The sequence below is a fragment of the Pseudovibrio sp. Ad46 genome, from assembly GCF_001623065.1.
Taxonomy (GTDB): Bacteria; Pseudomonadota; Alphaproteobacteria; order Rhizobiales; family Stappiaceae; genus Pseudovibrio.
Map to the genome: position 1 here is coordinate 1 of NZ_LMCG01000054.1, position 22050 is coordinate 22050.

Annotated in this window: 20 protein-coding genes; 19 read left to right on the plus strand and 1 reads right to left on the minus strand. The window is 52.4% G+C overall.

From position 1 onward, the window contains the following. Nucleotides 1-432 precede the first annotated feature (432 nt). From PsAD46_RS16975 to PsAD46_RS17055, 13 genes are all read left to right on the plus strand, one after another. Nucleotides 433-1047, plus strand: coding sequence for a recombinase family protein (locus tag PsAD46_RS16975; RefSeq protein WP_084404444.1), 615 nt, complete (start codon nucleotides 433-435; stop codon nucleotides 1045-1047). A 514-nt stretch (nucleotides 1048-1561) separates the two neighbouring features. Continuing rightward, on the plus strand, nucleotides 1562-2431 hold the full coding sequence (locus PsAD46_RS16985; RefSeq protein ID WP_193776961.1) for a methyltransferase: 870 nt from the start codon (nucleotides 1562-1564) through the stop codon (nucleotides 2429-2431). Between the two features lie 38 nt (nucleotides 2432-2469). Beyond that, a complete protein-coding gene (locus PsAD46_RS16990) occupies nucleotides 2470-2925 on the plus strand; it encodes a hypothetical protein (protein WP_063291646.1) in 456 nt (151 codons plus the stop codon). Nucleotides 2926-2947: 22 nt separating this feature from the next. Next, nucleotides 2948-3496 carry a hypothetical protein gene (locus tag PsAD46_RS16995; protein ID WP_063291647.1) on the plus strand — a complete coding sequence of 183 codons (549 nt, stop codon included), beginning with the start codon at nucleotides 2948-2950 and terminating at the stop codon, nucleotides 3494-3496. A gap of 439 nt (nucleotides 3497-3935) precedes the next feature. Beyond that, a complete protein-coding gene (locus tag PsAD46_RS17000; protein WP_063291648.1) occupies nucleotides 3936-5801 on the plus strand; it encodes a ParB/RepB/Spo0J family partition protein in 1866 nt (621 codons plus the stop codon). 472 nt (nucleotides 5802-6273) lie between these two features. Then, a complete protein-coding gene (locus PsAD46_RS17010; protein ID WP_063291650.1) occupies nucleotides 6274-6972 on the plus strand; it encodes a hypothetical protein in 699 nt (232 codons plus the stop codon). A 1880-nt stretch (nucleotides 6973-8852) separates the two neighbouring features. Further along, on the plus strand, nucleotides 8853-9557 hold the full coding sequence (locus tag PsAD46_RS17025) for a hypothetical protein (RefSeq protein WP_063307452.1): 705 nt from the start codon (nucleotides 8853-8855) through the stop codon (nucleotides 9555-9557). Nucleotides 9558-9583: 26 nt separating this feature from the next. Next, a complete protein-coding gene (locus PsAD46_RS17030; protein ID WP_153040771.1) occupies nucleotides 9584-10096 on the plus strand; it encodes a hypothetical protein in 513 nt (170 codons plus the stop codon). A gap of 7 nt (nucleotides 10097-10103) precedes the next feature. After that, nucleotides 10104-10421 carry a TrbC/VirB2 family protein gene (locus tag PsAD46_RS17035; RefSeq protein ID WP_063291655.1) on the plus strand — a complete coding sequence of 106 codons (318 nt, stop codon included), beginning with the start codon at nucleotides 10104-10106 and terminating at the stop codon, nucleotides 10419-10421. 10 nt (nucleotides 10422-10431) lie between these two features. Continuing rightward, nucleotides 10432-10755, plus strand: coding sequence for a hypothetical protein (locus PsAD46_RS17040; protein ID WP_063291656.1), 324 nt, complete (start codon nucleotides 10432-10434; stop codon nucleotides 10753-10755). Then, on the plus strand, nucleotides 10752-13109 hold the full coding sequence (locus PsAD46_RS17045) for a VirB4 family type IV secretion system protein (protein WP_063307453.1): 2358 nt from the start codon (nucleotides 10752-10754) through the stop codon (nucleotides 13107-13109). Before PsAD46_RS17040 ends, PsAD46_RS17045 begins: the two co-directional genes overlap by 4 nt. Before the next feature lie 46 nt (nucleotides 13110-13155). After that, nucleotides 13156-13725 (plus strand): hypothetical protein, encoded by a 570-nt coding sequence (locus PsAD46_RS28155; RefSeq protein ID WP_063307454.1) that lies wholly within the window; start codon nucleotides 13156-13158, stop codon nucleotides 13723-13725. Then, the gene (locus tag PsAD46_RS17055) at nucleotides 13725-14504 is read left to right on the plus strand and encodes a hypothetical protein (RefSeq protein ID WP_063307455.1); all 780 of its coding nucleotides are present in this window, start codon (nucleotides 13725-13727) and stop codon (nucleotides 14502-14504) included. Before PsAD46_RS28155 ends, PsAD46_RS17055 begins: the two co-directional genes overlap by 1 nt. Before the next feature lie 17 nt (nucleotides 14505-14521). Here the strand turns inward: PsAD46_RS17055 and PsAD46_RS17060 are convergent, their stop codons facing one another. Further along, nucleotides 14522-15151: a hypothetical protein gene (locus PsAD46_RS17060; RefSeq protein ID WP_063307456.1), complete on the minus strand. Its 630-nt coding sequence runs from the start codon at nucleotides 15149-15151 to the stop codon at nucleotides 14522-14524. Between PsAD46_RS17060 and PsAD46_RS17065 the strand changes: the two genes are divergently transcribed. Genes PsAD46_RS17065 through PsAD46_RS17090 form a run of 6 tightly spaced genes read left to right on the plus strand, consistent with a single transcriptional unit; the run spans nucleotide 15150 to nucleotide 22031 of the window. Then, entirely contained in the window at nucleotides 15150-16199 is a 1050-nt protein-coding gene (locus PsAD46_RS17065) for a hypothetical protein (RefSeq protein WP_063307457.1), read from the plus strand. The genes PsAD46_RS17060 and PsAD46_RS17065 overlap by 2 nt on opposite strands. 5 nt (nucleotides 16200-16204) lie before the next feature. Further along, nucleotides 16205-16384, plus strand: a complete 180-nt coding sequence (locus PsAD46_RS17070; RefSeq protein ID WP_063291662.1) for a hypothetical protein — start codon at nucleotides 16205-16207, stop codon at nucleotides 16382-16384. Further along, entirely contained in the window at nucleotides 16377-17156 is a 780-nt protein-coding gene (locus tag PsAD46_RS17075; RefSeq protein ID WP_063291663.1) for a VirB8/TrbF family protein, read from the plus strand. The genes PsAD46_RS17070 and PsAD46_RS17075 overlap by 8 nt, the downstream gene beginning before the upstream one ends. Beyond that, nucleotides 17153-18139 carry a TrbG/VirB9 family P-type conjugative transfer protein gene (locus tag PsAD46_RS17080; RefSeq protein WP_063291664.1) on the plus strand — a complete coding sequence of 329 codons (987 nt, stop codon included), beginning with the start codon at nucleotides 17153-17155 and terminating at the stop codon, nucleotides 18137-18139. The genes PsAD46_RS17075 and PsAD46_RS17080 overlap by 4 nt, the downstream gene beginning before the upstream one ends. Nucleotide 18140: 1 nt before the next feature. Next, nucleotides 18141-19280, plus strand: coding sequence for a TrbI/VirB10 family protein (locus tag PsAD46_RS17085; RefSeq protein ID WP_063291665.1), 1140 nt, complete (start codon nucleotides 18141-18143; stop codon nucleotides 19278-19280). A gap of 15 nt (nucleotides 19281-19295) precedes the next feature. Then, entirely contained in the window at nucleotides 19296-22031 is a 2736-nt protein-coding gene (locus tag PsAD46_RS17090; protein WP_153040772.1) for a hypothetical protein, read from the plus strand. Nucleotides 22032-22050: the final 19 nt, after the last annotated feature.

Sequence of the window (22050 nt, forward strand, 5' to 3'; positions counted from 1 at the left end):
ACGGCCTTTTTCATTAGTACCGTGAACTTTGTCTAGGAAATGAAAGCAGTCTCGGGAACTCTGACAGCCTGCCATCCAGGCCGCTTCAACCATTGATAGAACAGCTCGAATGGCCGCATTTGGCCCGACGCATCTTGACGTAGCCATGCTCATTTTCAGTTCTCTACGCCGCAGCGAACGTCAGCAAAGTCCAGACTTCAATTATGAAATCGAACCGCGTTGACAGGCAACTTCGGATCATTGGGCGTCATTTCAGAATGATAGTTTATTACTCACAGACCATATCCCATTGTGCTCTATAGAGCCGCAAACGCACTCGGGCGTTTAAAATGGAGAACGTTGGAAAATATGTAATTGCAATCTTTTAATACGCACTGATGAGATGTAGTAAAATATTTGAAATTGATTTTTTCCTACACTTGGGTATTCGAAATGATACGTGGCTATATAAGAACCGACAAAAACGAGCACACCAGAGATAGCCAGATGGAAGAGTTGCGAGCCGCAAACTGCGAAACCTTCCGCGTTGATGAGGGAATTTCGCGGCGCTCCTTCCTGAAGCCTGAGCTTGATAGGCTGATGCAAGAGGCTGTTGCGGGTGATGTGTTGGTGTTTTGCTCTTTGGATCGTGTCGCGGAATATCAACGTGATATCGCTGAATTCTTCGCTAAATGTCAAGTGCTCGGCGTTGATGTGGTGGTTCTTCGTGAAGGACTAAACACACTAGAAAACCCTATTGTGTTTCAGGTTATGGCGGCGTTTGTTGGCTTCGCTCGCGGGCTGGATGATGAACGCCGGGCATTGGCGATTGAGAAGGCGAAGAGGAAGCAGGGGCGACCGTCTAAGCTGAGCGAAGAGCAGCAGCTTGAAGCTGTTGAAATGAAGGCTTCAGGCAAGACCATCTCACAGATAGCGGCAACCTTCAGCGTTTCACGTGCCACGATTTACAGTTTGTTAGAACCGAAGACTAAGAAACTCGATGCCTTCGCCAATATCCCCCGTGATGAGTTGCGGGAAATTATGTTTGGCAAGAGGGAGCAAAATTAAGCCCGTCATTCAGATCATATCAACCCATGATGGAAACGCCCGAAAGTTCGGGATTGTTTGGGTTTCTATGGTCCTCAGTGTCAGCATTGGCACTATCGCTTTGGTTTGATTGGTAATTGGACACGTCCCTGACGGGTCAGGCCGGTCAACGCGCCTCTCGGCGCTTACAGAGTCAAACCACCACACCACTAAGCGCGGCAAAGGAGCCGCGTTGTCTCTTCCTGAGCCACCACAGCGCCAAGCCTTGCTAAGTGCCTTAGGCAGTCTGTCTCTGCCATACGGTGACTGTCCTTCGTGCCGGGTTGCACCTTCTTCTATCTTTTCTGTCGTTTTGACCTGAGGACCAGCTACAAGGGCTCGCGCCCTCACGAAAGCTAGTTCGTCACTCACCTGACCACAATCTTCCTCACCTTGCGGCTCCGGGAGATCATGGACAGCCTCTCTTCTCACCAGCTCCCGCACACCCGTTTTAAAGACAAGGGAAATGAAACGGACCTCACAGGGAGCAAAAACAATGGCTAAACTCACCAAAGCAGAAGCAAAGCGCCACGCACAAGCAGTGGACCTCCTTAACAAAGACGTGCTCACCGAGAACGACAAGGATTTTGTTTTTCAAAACTGGCATGAAGGCGCTGAGTTTGAAAACGGCTCCCGTGGCGCGTTTTTCACCCCTTGGGATCTGGCTTTTGATTTCTCATTTGACTGTGGCGGCCACCGGATCATTGATCTTTGTGCCGGCATCGGAATGCTGTCTTTTGCAGTCTACCACCGCTTAAAAGAGCGCAACGGCAGAGCGCCGGAAATCGTGTGCATTGAACGCAACCCCGCTTATGTGGCCGTTGGAAAGAAACTGCTTCCAGAGGCAACCTGGATTTGTGCTGATGTGTTTGAGTGGGAAGAGCTCAACCTTGGCCGGTTTGATCAGGCGATCAGCAACCCGCCCTTTGGCAAGGTGCCGCGCTCAGGCAATGGCCCAAGCTATAAAGGCGGGCTGTTTGAACATCATGTTATAGATATTGCCTCAAAACTTGCAGATGAGGGGACATTTATCATTCCCCAGAATTCCGCCAGCTTTGCTTATTCTGGTGTGCAGTGCCATCGCCAGACACCAACCAGCGCAGGCGGCAAGTTTGCAGCTAAACAGGGTTTTGAAATGACGGCCGGCGTGGGGATTGATACCGCCGTCTACCGCAAAAGCTGGAAAGGTGTTTCCCCGCTGTGTGAGGTGGCCCTGATCGACTTTTCACCGTGTCAGGTAGAGGAAGTCCAGCTCACTACCACACCAGTGCTGGCACCTCCTGTTGTGCCCGTGGAGCCGGTTTGCCTTCCCCCTCTTGCCGCCATCTCCAACGTAGCCCCAACTGCTCAACTCTCCCTCTTTTGAGGGGGCACGGGGCTAGTTTGAACAGGAGATCTGAGAATATGAAAACGAAGCAAGATGCACCAAACTGGTATTGCGAAGGATGCAAGACGTTCCATTTGCCACAACAAGAGCGGCAGGTTGATGATATGGGAGATTATTACTGTGCCAGGGCTTGGAAGCGTCTGATCAACCCGCAAAACACGACCTTTAAGCAGCGGGTGAATTATGCGCGGGAAGGGTTTTGTCTTGGAGAAGACAGCCGCGCCTTTGATAATTGCTTTGAAATGTATGACGGGGCTTTTGTCGTTACAGCTCTCATGCGCCTTAGTGAAACCGATCATGAGTTAAAGCAGGCGATTAAGCGCCATATGAGCAAGGCAGGGCTTGCGCAATGGCAGCAGACAACGGCCAGTCTTGCTCACATCCCAACACACAAGCTCTCCAGTAAGGCAGCGGCCCATCGCCAGCAAGTTGAAGCGAGCCCAGCCGGTTACCAGCAACCAAGCCTTTTCTAACGCACAGATCCAGAGACACCCCATGTACAACTTCACGAAACCGACCTGCTCTTTAACCGCAATCACCTTTCTGATTGAACTGCATAAAGCAGACTTGATGTTTCACCCGGACGACAGCCCTCAAGGCTGCGATTTTGGCAGAGAGCTTCCATCTTTGATGCTTGCGATGATGGATCAGTACATGGAAGCCACTCATCACTATCTTGAAGATCCAAGTGCGATTGTCTGTGAAATTGATAAGGCCCCAGTTCAGCGGCAGGAACAACCTGTGAGCCGGGCTTCGAATGTCTTATCTGTTCTCGATCTATCGACCGCTCACCTATCCCCCAAAACGCTTGCAATGCTTGGCGAGAAGACGCCTGAGACCTTCCCGCTCTATGGTGGCAACCTCATGAACGGTTTGTTTGTCTCTGCCAGTAAGGATTACGACTACAGCGGCGAGAAGCTTCCCATTGATTTGCTTAGCTGCCTCACGGCTGCATGGGCGCAGGACTGCTCCCACATTCTCTTTGATTGTGATGGGCCGATTGACGAGAGCCTGTATGCCTACTCTCATGACGGTTCCGAGTAGGTGTGAGGAACGCGGCAGAGGAGGGGAGCGCAGGCTCCCTTTTTTCGTTTTGGCTAGCTTTCCAGTTTCAGTGATCTAAGAGCGGGGCGATCTGGCTTGCAAGCGCACAGCGGGATCGGCTGATCCCACAGTGCCCTCACAAACCAGCTCACTCATGTCTACTGAAGGGCTGGAAGCAGGCAAGCGCCCCGCGCACGGGACACATGCCAGCCTCCAGCAAGCCGCGCTTCATTCATTCCTCAATGCCGTTTTAACCTGAGGGGCAGCGTTAAGGGCTCGCGCCCTCACGAAAGCTAGATCGTCACTCGCCTGACCACAATCTTTCCTCGCCTTTCAGGCTGCGGGAGAATGTGGACAGCCTCTCTCCTCACTAGCTTCCGCTCACCCGTTTTATTGGCAAGGAAGATAGAAACGGACCTCATGAGACGGAGACAACATCATGACCAAGACCACCAACGGCAAACTGCTTTCCAACGTGCCAGTTTCCAAACTCACCTTGTCAGCGCTGAACCCTCGCCAGAGCGTTGATCCCAGCGAGATTGAACTGCTGGCCCAGTCCATCAAGGCTTGCGGCCTGATTCAGAACCTTGTCGGCTTTGCTGAAGGGAATAGCATCGGCATTGTTGCTGGTGGTCGCCGCCTTCGTGCGTTGCAAGTTCTGCAAGAGAGCAAGGATATCCTTCCAAACTACAGCGTTGCCGTGCGCATCGCGGCCACGCAGCAGCAGGCTCTACAGTGGGCCAATGCCGAAAACACCGCCCGTAAAGACCTCAATCCAGCTGAAGAGATCAAAGCATACCGCACCATGGCGCAAGCAGGTCACACACCTGATAGTATTGCAATCGCATTTGCCCAGACCGTGCGCCACGTCAAAGGACGTTTGCGCCTTTCTGGACTGGCGCAGTGCATCCTTGATGCGCTGGAAGCTGGAAAGATCACGCTTGATATCGCGGCAGCTTATACGGTTTCCAGTGATCAGGAAAAGCAAGCAGACGTCTTTGGCCGCTTGAATGAGCGATGGGGCGGAGATCAACCACACACCATCAAGCGCAGTCTGATGGATGAGGTTGGAGAGGGCAACGATCGCCGAGCCGTGTTTGTTGGCCGTGAGGCATATGAAGCTGCAGGGGGAGCGATCCGTGAAGACCTGTTTGGGGAAGAGGTTTATTATCTGGACAGCAACCTTTTAGAACAGCTTGCCACAGATAAGCTTGAAGAAGCCCGCCAGAAGCTTCTGGCACAAGGCTGGAAGTGGGCAACGGCCAACATTGAACTGCCAGACCATACAGAACTGCGGGGCCTCAAGCGGCTTTATGCTGAAGATGTGCGCTTAAGCGAGGAGCAGGAAGAGCGCAGAGAGGTTTTAATCGATGCTGAAAACGAGGGCAGAGCAACACCTGAAGAGCTTGAGGAACTGAAAGGGTTAAGTGAGCTTCAGTTCCATGCCGATCAAAAGAGCGTTGCAGGGGTCTTTGTTGGCATCGGCTATCATGGGGACTTGAGAGCAGAGAAAGGCTATGTTGCGGCAGAAGATCAGGACGCAGCGATTGCCGCTGGTGTGCTGAAGGGCTCTCAAATCATTGCAGGCACGTCTCAGGAGCCAGAAAGCAAAGAGTACTCGCAAGCCTTGATGGACGATTTGAACGCCATCCGCACAGGTGCCCTGCAGGCCGCTCTTTTGAATGAGGCAGAGCTTGCAAAAGATATCGCGATCTTTTCCATGATCACCAAGAGCTATGAGGGCGACCTGCCTTGTAAAATCCAGTCAGGGACTTGGCGCAATGAGGCTGAAGATCACGGCCAGAACCTACCTGAGGAACTGACCCTTGCAAATGAGACCTCTATTTATGGCGAAGATGTTGCAGTACAGTTTGCGGCCTTCCGCCTGAAGAGCGAGCAGGAAAAATCAACCCTTCTCACACAGGCCGTAGCGCGGTCCTTTGCGGCTCGTATCGCCCTTGTCAGCGGACATGTGCCGTTTGTTGAGCTGGTGGCTGACACCGTCAATCTTGATGCCCGCAAGACATGGACGCCGAACAACAAGTTTTTAAAGCGGCTTAAGTCCGGCCAGTTGGATGAGGTCAAGAGCTACATTGACGGTAAGCCAGTGGGGCCGGAGTTCGCCAATATGAAAAAAGGCGACAAGGTATCCTGCCTTCATGGGCTGTTTAACAATGAGGCGGACCGCAATGGTCTTTCCAGTGAGGCCAAGGAGCGGATTGCAAACTGGGTTCCTGAATGCCTGAAGACCCAATATCAGGCACCGGATATCTTGGAGGAAGAAATTCAGAAGCTCGCCGCATAAGAGGCAAGGCCACAGTGAGGGCCACAGGGAGGGAATGGAAGAGAAGGGGGCGGGTTCCGCGCCCTTCCTCTGTTTGAGAGAGGTCAGGGCAGGTTAAATATAGTTTGTCTTGATGCGGGGCGATCTGGCTCACAAACGCTCACCGGGCTCTGCCGAGCCCAGATCGCGCTTGCAAACCAGCTCACTCATGTTTGTTGAAGGGCTGGAAGCTGGCAAGCGCCCCGTGCGCGGGACACATGCCAGCCTCCAGCAAGCCGCACTTCTCTTCATTCTTCCATGTCGTTTTGACCTGAGGGCCAGTTGCAAGGGCTTGCGCCCTCACGAAAGCTAGATCGTCACTCGCCTGACCACAATCTTCCTCGCCTTATGGGCTGCGGGAGAATGTGGACAGCCTCTCTCCTCACTAGCTCCCGCTCACCCGTTTGCTTGGCAAGGAAAATAGAAACGGACCACACCAAGACGGAGACAAATCATGTTGCATCTTCCTAGCCTGACGACCCTGAAAGAGTTCCTTTCTGACTTGTTTGTCAGCTCCGCCGATCACCAGCGCGAAGAGCTGGAGTTCAAAAATCGCCAGCATGACCCTGAAGCAGAGTTGTACTTTCAGATGTTGGATGATGAGGCGCTTCAGGAAGATGATTTGGATGATGAGTTCGAGGTGTTCCAACGGCTGGAAGCGGACCTGTCACAGGGTGAGTTTGCCTGCACGATCAGCGGAACGCATTGTGAGGGCTGGAACGCGGAAGCTGATATTGACTATCAGGAGATCATCGAGGCGGACACCTTTGATGAGGTGATTGCGATCCTCACTGAGCGTTACCACACGGATTACTCATGGTCGGTCAGTGCACGGGACTGGAACGACAACACCTACAAGCACCGGTGTGAAGCTGAAGGCAACGAGCACGACTATTTCCATGAGTTCGACATTGATCCGGGTATGGGAGAATTTGCCTGCCTCATCAGTCCGGTATGTGATGAGATGGCCTCAACCGGATACGCTGGCAATCTTGTCTTCATTCAAGCTGAAGAGTTTTCGCAGGTGATAAAGGAACTCTCCACCCGCCTCGGGAATAAGGGGTCGTGGAGCCTTCAGGCCATGGACTGTATGGGACAGCGGTACAAACACGAGCACATTGAATGCAAAGACGTTGAATGGGCCGTGTACTGAAGAAAGACAAAAAAGGCATGGGATCACTCAGCCCTTGAGTGATCACCCATAGCAACCAAGGGGTGCATCTGCTACAAGCAGTTGAGAGTTTTAAGAGCAGAAGCAGCCGCGTTGATCCAGCCAACGCATCGGGAAAGATAGGCTCTCCCGACTGAGGCAACAGCCTTGCTTTTAAACCGGAGGGTGATGAAATGTGGTTTTTACCATTTACGATCACGCTTAAAATGAAAAAGACTCGGAACAGCTGGACACTGAAACTCCGAGTCTATTTCAAATAGCTAGCAAAGGGAAGGGGACTTAGGTTCCCTTCCACTCCGGTATACTACTCCGAAACTCCCTAAAAATCAAATAGCATCGCCGTGCAAAGTGGCTGTGATCTTGGGCTTGCTCCAAACCTTCCAGGCTCCGCGGGATCTGACGATCCCACTGCGCCTTCCAGCTTTGGCGCTGCGCTCATTTTTCTTGCCAACCGTCTGACAAGGCGAGCACTCGGCATCGGCACCCTTGCAGGGCACACGATGCCTCGCACTCGCCTTGTCAGATCGGGGCGTGCGGCGCTTTGCGATCGCTCGTTGCACTCACAGATCACAAAGCGCCTTGTCGCGCGAAGCACGCGCAAGCTTTGCAAGCTCGCACATGCTCCGCGCTCTGGTGATTGTTGCTGCTGTAACGGATTTTTCGTTTTCTTTTCCATGTCGCCTTGACAGAAAAACCATACATCAGCTGATCAACTATTCAGTTTTCATCAAACAACAGGTTGATCTAGTTGGTTCTGGGAGTTTCTGCGAGTTCCAGCGTAGCATTCTGCGTATTTCTGGGAGTTTCTGGGAGTTTCTGGGAGTTCCAGCGTAGCATTCTGGGAGATTCCGGGAAATTCTGGGAGTTTCTGCGAGTGCTTTGAAATTCTGGGAGTTTCCTATGAGATTCTGTGAGTGAGAGTTGGCAAGATATGCTAACCGGAGCCGGTTAGCGGAAATTCCACGAGTTGAGCCCAACCCGTACAATTGAGCTTATTCGCACTGTCGTGCTCAACGCTTTTTGCTGCGCAAATTTAAAGGAACTTGTGGTTGAGTTTATCTGTGGAAAACGCGCTGGGGGATTTCCCTCAACTTTGAGTCAAAACTCTAAGATTTCAGCCGTTTTTTGTTATGGGTAAAAGTTTAAGTAAAAACAAAGGCTTTACTTTGGGAAATCGTGACCGAAAAAAGGCTAGATAAAGTTGTAAGGATGCGTTATGCACGTCGTTACTTGCTGCCATAGCAAAATGGCATGCGGCTCTGACGGTTAGTAAGTACCAGCTCATAACCGTCAGAGCCTTGCAAGTACCAAAGGTAACTTGGCACTCGCATAGGGAGAACCCACAACTCATAATTCAGTCGCAGCTCATCTCATGTCCGCTAATGGATGTGAGGCTTAGCGTGTTTCGTCACGAAATGCGATGGGCAGACCCGCGTCTAATTCCTTTATCCAAACATTAAACATCAGGGATACCCGTTTTACAGACGGGTAATCAAACAATGGCGCTTCCATGGGGAGATGCCCGAGCTCAGTTTCAACTTGTGCGTGCGCATGTTGAGGCTGAGATCGGGAGAGGTATATCCAAACGTAAGATCTTCGAGGCCCTTTCCAGTAAAGGGAAGATCGATATGGCGGAAAAAACCTTCTACGAATGTGCGGCTAAGGCTTTGAACCCTAAGTCTGAATTGGCTCCAGGAAGTGCCATTGTACCTCCACCCAAAACAGGAGGGAGCGGGTCAATTACACCCCAGGATTCGTCCCCTCCATCTCAACCTAAGGGTACAAACCGGTTCCAGATGGCTGATTCCATTAAAGATTACGACTGATAGGTTTAAGCAAACATGAGATATGTAAACTTTGTAATGCAAGGAAAAGGCGGAGCCGGTAAGAGTTTTATTTCTCTTCTGCTTTGTGAATATTTTCGGCAAGAAGGTAGGAATCTTGTTGCCATCGATACCGATCCAGTAAACCCCACTCTTTCATCTTATAAGGCACTCAACTGTAACCTTATAAAGATGATGGATAACGCAGAGATCGATCATCGCAGCTTTGACGCCATTGTTGAGGGCATAATCGAATCAGATGATGAGACACATTTCGTCATTGATACGGGTGCAACCACCTTCTTACCGCTGGTCAAATACCTGGCTGAGAACGATGTGTTGGACCTCCTGCATGATCATGAGTGCGAGATTGCCATCCATTCCGTGGTCAGCGGGGGAGGGGCGATTGACGCCACATTGTCCTGCATTGAGAAACTGTTTGAAGTATTCCCAAAGCAAAAGATCGTCCTTTGGAAGAACGAATACTCAGGACGGGCGGAGAAAAACGGTAAGCCATTCGAAGAACTGAAGTTGTTTAAGGAAAATCAGGACCGTATTTACGCTGTGCCTACTTTAGCGCAGCGCACCGGCTCTTCCTTCAACCACGACATTCAGGCCATGATTGAGCGCCGAAAGACCTTCTCAGAGGCCATTTTGGACGAGAATTTCGGTCTTATGACCCGTCAAAGGCTCAAAAAGGTCTGGTCTGACGTCTCCACGCAACTCGAAAACATGGCCTTGTAAGCGTGGGTGAGGATGTGATGGCGGCTATGACACCCGATTCGGAGCAAAATCAGGCAAATTTCGACTTTATAGATTCGGATCTGTCAACCCCCATGGGCGGCGCTCAGATCTCCTCGCTTGAAGATGTTCGTGCTTTGATCGCCAAAAAACATGGTGGTCAGTCCATGGGATCAGACGATCCGATCTGGATGCTCTACTCGCTGTTTGAGGTCTTTACCTCGGATTTGTCGGTGCTCCTTTCCGAGGTGGAAACCCGACAATCCGGCGAACGAGACAAGCTCAAAGCACTGGTTGGGGAGAGCGCAAAGATCCTTTCTGAGCAGATGCAGGGCGAATTATCGCGTTTGAGCGACACGCTCGGACAAATCCGCCAAAACGTTGAGGCCAGCTCAATTGAGGGTCTTTTGAAGCAGCAGTCTCAGTTCTCAAGCGAACTTGGAGATCTCACATCTAAAATCAAACGCTTTTCATCGCCGCTCTATTTTTTCACCGCTCTGAACTGGCTTGCCGTTGGAGCTCTTTATCTGATCATGAAGTAGGTTTGTCATGTCCTCATCTAAGAATTCAAAGTCGTTTCTTACCCGCGAGGTCAAACTCGTTGTCTTTGCTGTTCTGCTTTTAAATCCGACGCTCGCCTTTGCCGGCGCGGACTGGGCAAGCCCAGTTGTTACAACATTCGGCTTCCTTGAAAGCGGCATGGTTCAGATCGGTGCTGTTGTCGTTGGCCTTGGTGTGGTGGCCTTCGGTGCTTGGTCGGCCATGTCTGGCAGCATGCGCTGGGAGAGACTGGTCAACTACGTCATCGCAGCTATCATCATTGTAGCCGCCCCAACGGCTATCCGCGCCCTTGTTAATCTAGCCTAAGGGGGCGGGTATGCGAGTGCAGAACGGCGTTTATCGGCACCTTCAGTCACCCTCGACCATCTTTGGCATGCCGCCATTGTTTGCAGCTCTTGCGTTGGGTGGAGTGTTCTTTGTGGGCGCAATCTTAACCCTGGTGATTGATCCGCCGCTCGTCATGCTTCTCTGCATTTTCTCCATTCCCCCAGCCCTTGCCTTCACCATCGCCTTGCGCCGCAAGGATGCACATTGTGAGGCAACACTGTTGCTGCCTCACACCTTCTTCAAAGGCAATCAAGCCCGCTGCCTCATCGTCGGCGGGTCTTCAAAGACAACGACAAAGGGCAAGACAAAATGAGCCTCCTTCTTTCAACAGCAGCGACCCTGGGATTTGCAGGCGGCGCGGCCATGCTCGCCAATAAGGTATTGCGTCAGGATGGGGAGGGCAGTTTTGAGCAGGACTGGCTTGCAGATGAGCTGGACTTTGACGTTCTTTTTGAAGACCGCACCACCATTGCCCTTAAAGATGGAACCTTGTTCCGGGTGTTCAGGCTGAAAGGCGTTTCCTACGACACTATGAGTTTTGCGCAGCAGGAAACGCTTGCCCGCCAGCGCAGCAACATCCTGCACCAGCTTGGATCAAGCGGATCAGCGTTTCGCCTGATGGCCGTCAAACGGCTCAAGGACATTTCCTTTGAGGCGGACTGGCCCTCTCCAGCCTTAGCTGAAATCGGCAAAGCAGAGCAGGAGCTTTACAAGCATGCCTACTCCATGAGCTGGTATATCCTGCTGGAAGCAACCACCTTTGAAACTTTGAACAAGCATTGCAAGGCGCTTCTTAACGGGTTTGAGAACTACCAGGTCACGCCGGTTGAGGCGGCAACGGATCTTGATGAGCCGTGCGAATTAACCGCGTTCCTAACCTATCTGGTGTGCGGACATATGCCGGACAATGCAAAGCGCGTCAGCCGGTCTATTAACGCCAACCTGCCCGCCTGTGATCTGATCATCAACAAAGACGGGACGATCCTCACCCAGACCCCGCTCAAACACATTCATAAAACCATTGGCGTGAGTGAGTATCCAGATAGTGTATCGGGCCTGATGATCTCCAGGGTGCTGGCCTTGCCCGCAGAGCTGGAAGTGATGCAGGTCTGTGTACCGCTCAGTTCAGAAAAGACCATTTTAGAATACACCCGCAAGAAGGCAGAACAGCTCAACAGCTTCTTAACCTCCGGGGCTATGGTCACAGAGCTTTCTCATGCAACAGAAGCGCTCACCAACAGCACGAACACCATGTTCCAGACCCAGCTTCAGTTCACAGTCAGAGCGCGCACACAAGAAGAGCTGGATGAGGTGCTCGACCAGATCTCGGCGATTTTGAACACGCGCCGCGTCAAACATACGATCGAGACGGCACCAGCTGCCAATTGCTGGTTTAACCGGCTGCCCGGACGAGACAAGCTGGTGCGCAAACTGCGGTTGATGGACTATAACGTGGCCGCGCTCTGGCCGCTGCAATATTCCCCCGAAGGCATGTATTCATCGCCGTTCGGGAACCGTCCTTTGCGTCTGTTCAAGACGCCAACAGGCCAGAACTATTCCTTCCAGTTCCATATTGCAGATAAGCCTCAGGCGGCAGGGCACTACCTGATCTTTGCCCCGACCGGCACGGGTAAATCCACCCTGATCATGCATCTGCTTGGCGGGATCGCCAAGTTTGCAGGCGTGCGCAACTATGTCTTTGACAGTCTGGAAGGCGCGCGGTTCATGAGCGAGGTCATGGGCGGACAGTACCAGTCCTTTGACCAGCTCTCCCTTAACCCGCTTGATTGTGATCTTGACAATAAGAGCGCTCGCCAGCGGGCTGCGACCATGATGCGGATCATGCTGGGCGATCAGTATGTGCAGGAGATGGATGACCAGATCAATGACGTGCTCGACTTTGCAAGTGTCATGGATCGGGGGGAGCGCACGTTCGACAGTATTTTCAAAGCCGCCTTCCCCTCAAACTCCGATATCAAGCGCGCCTTCACCAGGTGGGTGAAGGATGAGCGGCTTGGAGAGGGGGCTTATAGCCATATCTTCAACGCCCCCCATGACAGCATCCGCACTTTTTTGGAGCAAAGCCATCTGGTCGGCATTGATATGACCGAGCCGCTTAAAGACCCGCTGCTTGGTCCTGCGCTGGTCACGCATATTGCCAGTGCCATTTATGAAGCGGCCAAGGTCAACCACAAAGGCTTTTCTATCTTTGTCGATGAAGCGGCCAATCTGCTCCGCAATGAAGGCTTCCGTCATCTCGTCGGGCAGATGTTCATGGAATACCGCAAACTAGGCGGTGTTGTCGGGCTGGCCTTCCAGAACCCGGAAGCGCTGGTGGAGTTTGAAGGCTCAGCCAAGATCGTCAACAACGCCCCGAACCTTATGTTCATGGCTGGCTGTGGTGGCAGCGATAAAGCCCTTGAGCCGTTCAATCTGAGCGAGGATCAGATCGCCTTCATTCGCGGTGAGGTGGATCTGGCAGGAGGGCGTCAGGTTCTTCTGGTCAAGCGTGATCTGGCCTCCGGATACAATGAGAGCACCATCATTGATGTGGATCTTTCCGGCCTTGGTGATGCCTTGCGGTTTTATCGCTCAGGCACCGGGCCAATGGCTGAACTTCGCAAAATTCAGGACGTGTGGGGCGAGCAATGGCTCGCTCATGTCTAACGGAACATGCAGGACTTAATCATCAAAGCGGCGGGAACAAAGTAAAATGAATGCATCTAACGGGACAGGTTCAAGACACTCCTATGACCATAAGACTGACTGGTCGGACGATCACTATTCTTGTGGTGAATATTATGAGGATGAGGACCTTTATGACGACAACGGCTTAGACGACAACGGCTTAGACGAGGAAGGCTTAGACGAGGAAGGCGTTGAGGAGGAAGGATCTGCTGATGAAGATCTTGTAGACGAAGATCTCCATCAGTACCGGCCTTCGTGGGGTGCTGTCATGGTGGCCTGCCTGACCTGCTTTGCTCTGGGATCATTCCTCTTCAGTGGGGCCGATGAAAGCGACATAGAAAATAGACTGTCCCGGCTGGAAGGAGCAGTTCATCTGGTTGCATCTGTGACGCCTATGCCTTTGTCTGCGACCTCGTTGACTGCGCAGCCTGTCATTATAGACCCTCCTGTCATCATTGATCGAGAGGCAAACCGGTTGGTCGCACCTGAAACGATCTTCAAAAGAGAGGCGTTGGCTTCTGAGACAATTTCTACGCCGTTAAAACCAATCGGGCAGATCAAATTTGAACTGGACGCAGACGGGGAGGCGAGCTGATGAGAGCCAACCGGTTTATTGCCGTCTCCATGCTTGTCCTCTCGCTGAGCCTGATACCCGGCGTCGGTTTTGCGGCTCGTCCTGTCATTGACATCAAGGCCATCGCAGAAGCCAAGAAGCAGATTGCGCAGATGAAAGAACAGATCAAGACGCTCAAAGAGCAGCTTGATGTGGTCAAGGATGTGCGGGCGGGCATTGACGATACGCTTAAGAGCATTGGCGAAGTCACCAAGATCTCGATCCCCTCCATCAACTTCAGTGACATTACCGGTCAGATCATGTCGGACAATTCCTGCCTGGTTCCTGATTTTGAGAGCCTGATGCCGGATGTGAGCTTTGATGAGATGGATATGGGCTCGCTGTGCTCGCGTTCTGATGCCTATCAAAACGGTCTGGTGGCTGATCCCAAAGACATAGAGAGCATGCCTTGGTCGGAAAAAGAAAAAGCCCAGAACAGTGTTAAAAAGGCCCGCCTCAGTACGGTGGCCGATGCCTCGTTTAAAGGGCTGGCGCAGGCTGATATGGCGCAGGAAAACGCGGTTAAAACTCTGGAGGCGGCGCAAGAGCTCAAAAGTGAGGGGGCTAAGGCACAAACAGTTAATGAGCGCCTGCAGGTGCTGATTGAAGTCAATTCTGCCCTGCTGCAAAGCCAGTCCCAGACCAATCAGCTGCTTGCCCAGCTTCTTAAAGTGTCTTCGGCACAGTCCATTATTCAGGGCGTTCCATTGGAAAGCGAGCTGGCAAAAGACGACATGAAGAAAAAGGGAGGCTCAAAATGACCTCCCAGACGCATTCCTCAGTTGCTTTGCAGGAATTCAAGCCTGCCTTCACTTTTTCGCTGTTCGTACATACGCTTGTAAAACTCGTCCGTATCGGGTCTGCGCCAATTGGGAATGCTGCACCCTTCCATTATAACGCCAAGAAAACGGGTGTGCCTGTCGCAGTAAAAGCTCTCAAAGGCTGTCCAGTCCTCTGCATGCCATGGCGAGGTGTTGGCGAAATTTCCATTCCATTTGTATTCGAGCAGGGCCAGATCGCGGTAACGGGCAATGGCGTCCTGATAGGTGCTTTGCACAAATACCTCCCGATCCACCTGAGCACGAAATTCTCGACGCGGCTTTGTCCGCTTGTGGAACTGGTAGTTTTTTTTCAGCTTTTCCCAGCGCGGTGCAAACTCAACCTCAGATGCCTGCTCAAAGGCTTTGTAGGCGCCCTCGTATTTGGCAAGCTCTTCCGCGACCTGCGCGTAGTTGGTCAGATTGTTCCAGGCCCATTTGGAATAGTCGGGGTCCAGAATTCGCGAGGCGTTCATGCCGTCCATAATGTTGGTGGAGCCCTCACCTTTAAGAACAATGGAGCCCTTCAAATGATTGATGTCGGGTTCGGCCTGAGCTGCACTCACAACCCCCAAGACGGAGAGTGCCATGAGTGATGCGTGTATCAGCTGCCCCTTGATTGTGGAGTATGTCAAGAATGGAAGAGGATTCGTCAATGAATACATGGGTGTGGCCTATGAACCGATGCTGGTAATATTTGCCAGCCTAGCATGTTTATGGGCGATTTGGCAGGGCTTTAAACTTGCCACAGCCACCACGGATTTAACCTGGGTCGCCTCCCAGTTTGTGTTCTTGTTCTTTGGTTTTGGCGTGCTCACGGCCCTCAAATTCGGCCTTGCCGGAATGATCTATGAAGCGACCACGACCTTAATGTTCGGTATCCCAGGTGCGCTCATGGGGGCTGGCAGTGGCGCGGATGCCATCACCGGCCTTGTCACCGAGCTGGAAGCTGCCTTTACCCAACCCTTTGCAATGGCAAAAACCATGATGAATGGGGCAGGGTGGTTAGAAAAATTCGGGATCGTGCTCTTTGTCGCCGCGCTGATGCTGCCCTTCATCATCATGATGATCGTGTTCGTGGTCCATGTGGCAATCGGCCTGTTCCGGATCATGATGGTGTGCTTGCTGGCCCCTTATGTGATCTCCATGGCTGCATTTCCCTTTGGCCGTGAGAAAATCGGCTCCGGGGTCTCCACTCTTTTGACCTCAATCCTGACGCTGGTTGCAGTCACGCTGGTGTTCAAGCTGATTATTACTGGCATCGGCAATCTTATGCCGGGTGGTGAGCAAATCAGCTCTGATGTTTTAGATGATACCGCCTGGAAGGCTTACATCCTTGTGATCCTGACCGCGTGGTCGGGTGTGGCGCTGGTGCAGGAAGCAACCTCACTGGCCGGCACACTGGCACAAGTGACGCTCAATGCCGCCACTCCGGGTGCGATGATGAGCGGGGCAGCTCAAACAGCCGGGGCTTACGGCAAAGGCATTGCTGCTGGAGCCAAAGGCGGCTGGAGCGCTGGTAAGGCAGCGCTTGGCGTGAGTAATGCCACGCTCAGTGACAAAGCCGCTGACATGAGCCTGCAATCTGGCGGCAATCCCAATTCCAAAGCAACCGATGCCCTGAAATCAGAGAAGTAATTATCATGAGCAAACCGTTCCTCTTCACGCTTTCCCTTGTCTTGTTTCTGGCTGGCTGCGCCTCCAATGCAGAAATGCCCTACGCCCCGGTTGATACGGACGAAATGCGTCCCTCGCCCTGTGCCTGCGTAGATCTGGACTACCAGCCGCAAAGCTTTGAGTGGGTGGAGGCGGCCCATGTTTAAAAGAAGGCGGCAAGACAAGGGAAAGAGCGAGCCTAAGGGGGCACTGCATCAAGGACTTGCGGTCCCTGTTCAGGACAACGCGCCTGATGTGGGCGTTCCTGATAAAGACCAGGCACAGCGCAAGGCAGTGCTGGATGCAGATCCGTTCGCCTATAAAAGCGCCCATCGGCGCATGGTGACGCTGTTCAGGATCTCAGCCGGTCTCAATGTTGTTTTGGGCGTGTGTCTGGCGTTGGCCCTGCAGGCCATTGCGGTTGCCCTGCCCCTTAAGACGACGGAAATCGCGCTGCTTCGGGTTGATCCAGCAGATGAGCGGATTTACCGGGTCGAGCCGATCTCTGTTGAGGTGGATGGCTTTGAGTTGATGTTAGAGAAAATGGCACGGCGCTATGTGGCGCAGATCCTCGCCGTTGACCCGATCTCTCAAAGTTCGAGATTTCAGGAAGTCGCCACGTATTCCGATCAGGACTTTTACCGTCAGTTCTTGAAAGAAAACGAAGGCCGCATTGATGAAGCGATTGAAGATGGTTTGAACCGCTCGATCACCGTTGAAAGCGCCAACCAGGTCGATGCCTATGGCGGGATCTACCAATACGCCGTTGACTTCATCCAGACAGACAGGATCGGCAGGGCAAAGCCTGAGCAATCCAGACTTCGCGCCTATGTGGAAATGACCACACGCCCGCAAGAAGTCACCAGCGTGGAGCGGTTTGAGAACCCCCTCGGCATTCGCATCTTAAAATTGGCTGTTCAGGAAAGACCGACCACATGAGCCCCCGTATTTCTCTATTTCTTGTCACATTACTTGTTTCAAACACCGCTCTTGCCCAGACCTCATTGGATCGCGGTCCTCAAACACCAAACCAGCGGGTTGCGCAGGGTCAGCAGGTAGCGTCAAATGTTGCTGCCAGTGTGCCGCAGGATGCGCTCAAACAAGCAGCTGCACAGCGGCGCGGCCAGTTTGGTCCCCTGAACCGCACGACCGTGCCATTGGGCCAGATCCAGAAGGCCTGGGATAAGGCTGGCAAGGATGGCGGCGTTCACACGCAGGTTGAATGCGGAACCTGCGTTTACCGGGTCCGTCTTCGCGAGTTCATGCTCACCGTGATCCAGCTGCCTGAAGACGTTAAGATTAAAAACGCGGATGTGGCGGATGTGAACTTGTTTGACACCAAAGTGCGCAATGACACCACGTTGGTCATCAAGCCTTTGGCAGCAGGCGTTGACAGCTCCCTGCAGGTCTATGCTGAAGATGGCAGAGTGTTCAGTTTTTACCTGCGTGCAGAAACCGTCAATTCAAAGCATATTCCGGATCTGCAATTCAAGATCGAAAAACCCCGATTGGTGCAATCGGCTTTGATCGAAGTTGCAGCAGGGGGATCGCCAGTGCCCTTGATGAATATGCCTGCTTATACTCCCAAGGGCGACGAGACACAGAAGGTGCCGGGCGATTATGTCAAACGCGCCAACATTGACCCGTCCAAACTGCGCGGATGGGGTGAATACAAGCTTTGGGGATCTGACAACTCGTTAAAGCCGGAACTGGTGCTGCGTGATGATCACTTCACCTACATTTTTTACGGCGACAAATGGAATGATCTGGAGTTGCCGACCGCGTATGTGGTGGTCGATGGGATTGATGAACTGGTCAATACCCGCGTGTCCGGCAAGGCATACATCATTGAGAACACCAGCAAACTCATCACCTTAAAATCCGGTCAGTCCTACATGTGTATCCAGTACAAGGGTAACTAACATGAGTGTATGTGAGTTATTCCTTGCGGTTGGATTGAGTTTTGGTGGGGCGTGTGTCCCTGAGCCGGTTCTCTCTCGTGGTTTGCCTCCAAATGATGATGGTGTGTTTGAGTATAAGCGCCCACCGGCTCCAAAGCCGGTGATACCGCCAGCACCGCCGCCGCCGCGCATCATCATGGCTCCTCCCATCGTGGTTGAAAAGGAAGTCAGCAAGGACGCACCGCCCAGAACGATCATCAAGAAAGAATACATCACGGTTGAGAAGATCATTGAGCCTCCAAAACCCAAAGATCCCAGCCCGTTTGAGCTGGAACTGCAAGCAGCACGAGCCGCCCGCTTTGGGACACAAGGCTACATCACCTCGCGAGGTGTGTTGGCAAACGGGTTAGAGGGCAATGTTCCAGGTCTTGATGAAGGTCTAACGCGCACAGCGGCGCTCAACGTACCTCCTGCAGGTGGACTATCCGGTTCCTTCAGTCCCCCGGAAGGCATCGACCCGCAAAACAGCACCTACAAGGCGTCTGGCCGGATCTCCACCAGTGCGGTTGACAACAGTCGGATTGTGACAGCTGATCGCTACATCACCGGCATCATGGAAACCGGCATTAACAGCCAGCTTGCTGATGAGGGCACGGTCGTCATTCAGGTGAGCCGGGATGTTTACGGCTATCACGGGGCCAATCTTCTGGTTCCAAAGGGAAGCCGCATGATCTGCCGCTATGAGAGCGCCAAGAAGGTTGGACAGACCCGTATTGGCTTCCAGTGCGAGCGCGTTCTCATGGCTGAGAGCCGTGCTGAAATCTACCAGCTCAAAGCCAAAGTTGGTGATGCGCAAGGGTATGGCGGCATGTCCGGCCACGTCGATAATCGCTGGTGGGAGAAATACGGCACTGCTGTGACCACCGTTGCCATTGGCGCGGGCGTTGAATCTGCTGTCACCATGGCCTCTGCCTATGGCTTAGAGGGCTCCGACACGATTGCTTCTGCCCTGACAGGCATCTCGGAGAACGTTGGCGAGTTGTCGGCAAAGTTTATGGAAGACACGGTCAATTTAAGGCCGGTCATCCGTATTTCCCAGGGCACCAGAGTTCAGATCAGACCTGAATATGACTGGTACCTGGCTCCACCTACCCAGCAGTAATGTGAGGTTATTTAGATGCGGAATATTTTAAGACTTTCTCTGACAGGGGCCATGTTGCTGACAAGTACAGCAGCCGGGTTCTCCCAAACAGCGGCCCCTCCAACACCCGCCGCTCAGGCGGCCGGGGCAGGCAAGCAAGGCCAGATCGGTCAGCAAGGCCAGATAGGTCAGCAAGGAACGAGTGCGGCGCAGGCCACCGCTGCACTTCGTGAAAAGCTGTTTGCTGTTGCTGTGAAGCAGACCACACCCATTTTTGAGGGCAAAGCGGTTGAGCTTGCCCTGCAGATCAAGAAGGCTCCTCAGTTCACCGCTGGGGTCAACAAGGATGAGGTTTCCGTTGCCGGTGTGAGCGCAGAGGGCTTCTCCCAATATGTCATGCATGATGGGAAGAAGATCGGGCAAGCTGTGCTCACACGTCTGACAAAGGGCGAGCGTTTTGTTGAACTCAATGCAGAAAACTTTTCTTCTCAGTTCGACGTTGAAGAGGATGTGATTGATCCGGAAGAAACACTTGATGTATCGGGCAATGAAGAAGAGCTGATCGCAGCGCTTAAAAAGCTCAATGCGCAAGAAGAGCCTGAGGACGACAAAGACAAGGACAAGGAAGAGGACGAGGAGAAATACGAGGACGTTGAGCGCGATGAGAACGGCGGGTCCGGTGCCGGGTCAGGCTCTTCAGATGGTGGTGAGACGCCTGGTCAGAACGGCTATGAAACACCTGATCGCAAAGAGGTGGAAGAAAAAGACGCTCCTGAGGATGTGCCAGAAGAAATCCGTGTGACCTTTGAGGGGTGCTCGCCGGTCATTGACCGCAATCAGGGACAAGTGCGGGTTCAAAGCAAGACGCAAACGCTCAAAAAAGGCATTGTGGTTGAGGAAAGCGCGTGTTCAGACAGCGGGACCAATTTCACGATCCAGAAAAGCGGGGCAACCTGTGATGACAAGATCGATGTGACTGCCCGGATCGCAAAGCCGCAATATCTCGAATATTACGTCAACAGCCAGCAGGAGCGCATCCAGCTTTCTGATTGTCAGCCTGATCCCGATACAACGTTCTCTATTACCGAGGATGACAGCTGCCCGATTGATATCGATCTGGAAGCGGGTATGGCCTATATTGAAACCTCCATGGTCTACACCGATGGCAACAACAATCTGCAGACCGTTCGTAGTTGTGAACGCTCTGAATTCTACCAGCCAATCAAGATGGCGCAGGTCACAGACGGCTGTTCCATCCGTCATGATTTCGGCAATTCCCTTTCAACTGAAATGGCAATGTGGATCTATCAAAAGGACGAGCAGTTCTTCCAGGCCTCGCCTTGCTCGGTGACTGAAAACACCTATCCGCATGAGAAGGTCTTTAAAAAGAACGGCGTTGATATCTGCCAGACCATGGTGGATCTGAGCGGGCGCAGAGCAATTCCTCAGTACCGCACGCAAATTACAGTGGGCGGCGCGTCTCAGTATATTGATCAGTGCACACCAGATTCAAATGCCTCGATTGAGATCAAATCCACCACAGAAGGCTGCATCAATCCAGCTGAGTTCAATCACGACATTGCAGCTGGTGTCTCTTATGGCCTGGAGCGGCACTATTTTGAGAACCCGACCCGTGAATATGTAAGTTCCTGTCAGCAGGGCGGGACAACATACGTTCACAATGTGGATGTGTCATCGTGGAAGCACAATGACGAGAAAAAAGTGGCCCAGCCTCTTTCTGATGTGTCGATCAATGTGGCCGGTCAGGTCTACCCGATTGCTTCAAACATGATGCTGCCTGGGGCACCTGAAGTTGCTTACACCAAGCTGGAAACGGAAGCCGAGCAGGTTGCTTCAGGGCGCTACTTTGAGGGTTGCTATGCCTTTATCCCGACTAAGCTGACAGATGTTTTTGAGCGTCCGGACAGCACCCGCTTGGAGGTCCCATTGGGGGATGGGGAAGTCTTTGAGGAAGGCTATCAGTGCAAGCCAACCATTGAAGGGTGTATCAGTCCAGCAGACTTTACGCATGATTTCACTGCTGGCGTGTCTACCGGACTGGAGCGTTTTTATTACACCAATCCAGACAGGATCTATGTGGGTAGCTGCCAGAAGAGCGATACGAATTATACGCATATCGCTGAGACATCTTCCTGGAAATATGATGATCCCAAGCGCAAAGCACGGCCACTGTCTGACGTTTCGATCAGAGTGGATGGCTTAAGTTACACCATTGCAACTAAGAAGCTTCTGCCTGGCGCACAATACGTTGCTTACAAGAAGAAGAGTGTTGAAGAAGATGAAGACACCTCAGAGCGTTATTATGACGGATGTAATGCGATGGTTCCTGTCAAGCGTAAACAAGCTTATGAACGGCCAGATGGAAGCAAGCATTATGTGGCTGTCAGCGACGGCACTCCTGTGAATGAAGGTGATCGGTGCACCTATCAGCAGGAGATCGAAGAGCGCTGGGTGAGTGTGTCGTTTACGAGCAACCGTGCAAGTTGGGGCTATTTAGAGGACAAAGATAAGAACAGGGCTTACTCTAACGACGGCCCACATAGAAACGGTCCATACACAGCAACTGGTGCCAAAAGAAGCAATCGTTGCAACACTGCTACATTCACAGCAACCAATCTCTTTAAGACCTATACGCGGGATAAAAAGACTAATCCGGCAGGTGAAGTGTTCTATTCAAAGTGGAAGACGGTTTCACAAAGAAACACGTCTAATACCGTGACCTCAAGAGGGGATGGCGGCGAAGAATGCTGATGAACGTCTAAGTATACGC

Coding starts and splice junctions, on each gene's coding strand:
- PsAD46_RS16975 (WP_084404444.1), top strand. CDS start 433: ATGATACGTGGCTATATAAGAACCGACAAAAACGAGCACACCAGAGAT.
- PsAD46_RS16985 (WP_193776961.1), top strand. CDS start 1,562: ATGGCTAAACTCACCAAAGCAGAAGCAAAGCGCCACGCACAAGCAGTG.
- PsAD46_RS16990 (WP_063291646.1), top strand. CDS start 2,470: ATGAAAACGAAGCAAGATGCACCAAACTGGTATTGCGAAGGATGCAAG.
- PsAD46_RS16995 (WP_063291647.1), top strand. CDS start 2,948: ATGTACAACTTCACGAAACCGACCTGCTCTTTAACCGCAATCACCTTT.
- PsAD46_RS17000 (WP_063291648.1), top strand. CDS start 3,936: ATGACCAAGACCACCAACGGCAAACTGCTTTCCAACGTGCCAGTTTCC.
- PsAD46_RS17010 (WP_063291650.1), top strand. CDS start 6,274: ATGTTGCATCTTCCTAGCCTGACGACCCTGAAAGAGTTCCTTTCTGAC.
- PsAD46_RS17025 (WP_063307452.1), top strand. CDS start 8,853: ATGCAAGGAAAAGGCGGAGCCGGTAAGAGTTTTATTTCTCTTCTGCTT.
- PsAD46_RS17030 (WP_153040771.1), top strand. CDS start 9,584: ATGACACCCGATTCGGAGCAAAATCAGGCAAATTTCGACTTTATAGAT.
- PsAD46_RS17035 (WP_063291655.1), top strand. CDS start 10,104: ATGTCCTCATCTAAGAATTCAAAGTCGTTTCTTACCCGCGAGGTCAAA.
- PsAD46_RS17040 (WP_063291656.1), top strand. CDS start 10,432: ATGCGAGTGCAGAACGGCGTTTATCGGCACCTTCAGTCACCCTCGACC.
- PsAD46_RS17045 (WP_063307453.1), top strand. CDS start 10,752: ATGAGCCTCCTTCTTTCAACAGCAGCGACCCTGGGATTTGCAGGCGGC.
- PsAD46_RS28155 (WP_063307454.1), top strand. CDS start 13,156: ATGAATGCATCTAACGGGACAGGTTCAAGACACTCCTATGACCATAAG.
- PsAD46_RS17055 (WP_063307455.1), top strand. CDS start 13,725: ATGAGAGCCAACCGGTTTATTGCCGTCTCCATGCTTGTCCTCTCGCTG.
- PsAD46_RS17065 (WP_063307457.1), top strand. CDS start 15,150: ATGAGTGATGCGTGTATCAGCTGCCCCTTGATTGTGGAGTATGTCAAG.
- PsAD46_RS17060 (WP_063307456.1), bottom strand. CDS start 15,151: ATGGCACTCTCCGTCTTGGGGGTTGTGAGTGCAGCTCAGGCCGAACCC.
- PsAD46_RS17070 (WP_063291662.1), top strand. CDS start 16,205: ATGAGCAAACCGTTCCTCTTCACGCTTTCCCTTGTCTTGTTTCTGGCT.
- PsAD46_RS17075 (WP_063291663.1), top strand. CDS start 16,377: ATGTTTAAAAGAAGGCGGCAAGACAAGGGAAAGAGCGAGCCTAAGGGG.
- PsAD46_RS17080 (WP_063291664.1), top strand. CDS start 17,153: ATGAGCCCCCGTATTTCTCTATTTCTTGTCACATTACTTGTTTCAAAC.
- PsAD46_RS17085 (WP_063291665.1), top strand. CDS start 18,141: ATGAGTGTATGTGAGTTATTCCTTGCGGTTGGATTGAGTTTTGGTGGG.
- PsAD46_RS17090 (WP_153040772.1), top strand. CDS start 19,296: ATGCGGAATATTTTAAGACTTTCTCTGACAGGGGCCATGTTGCTGACA.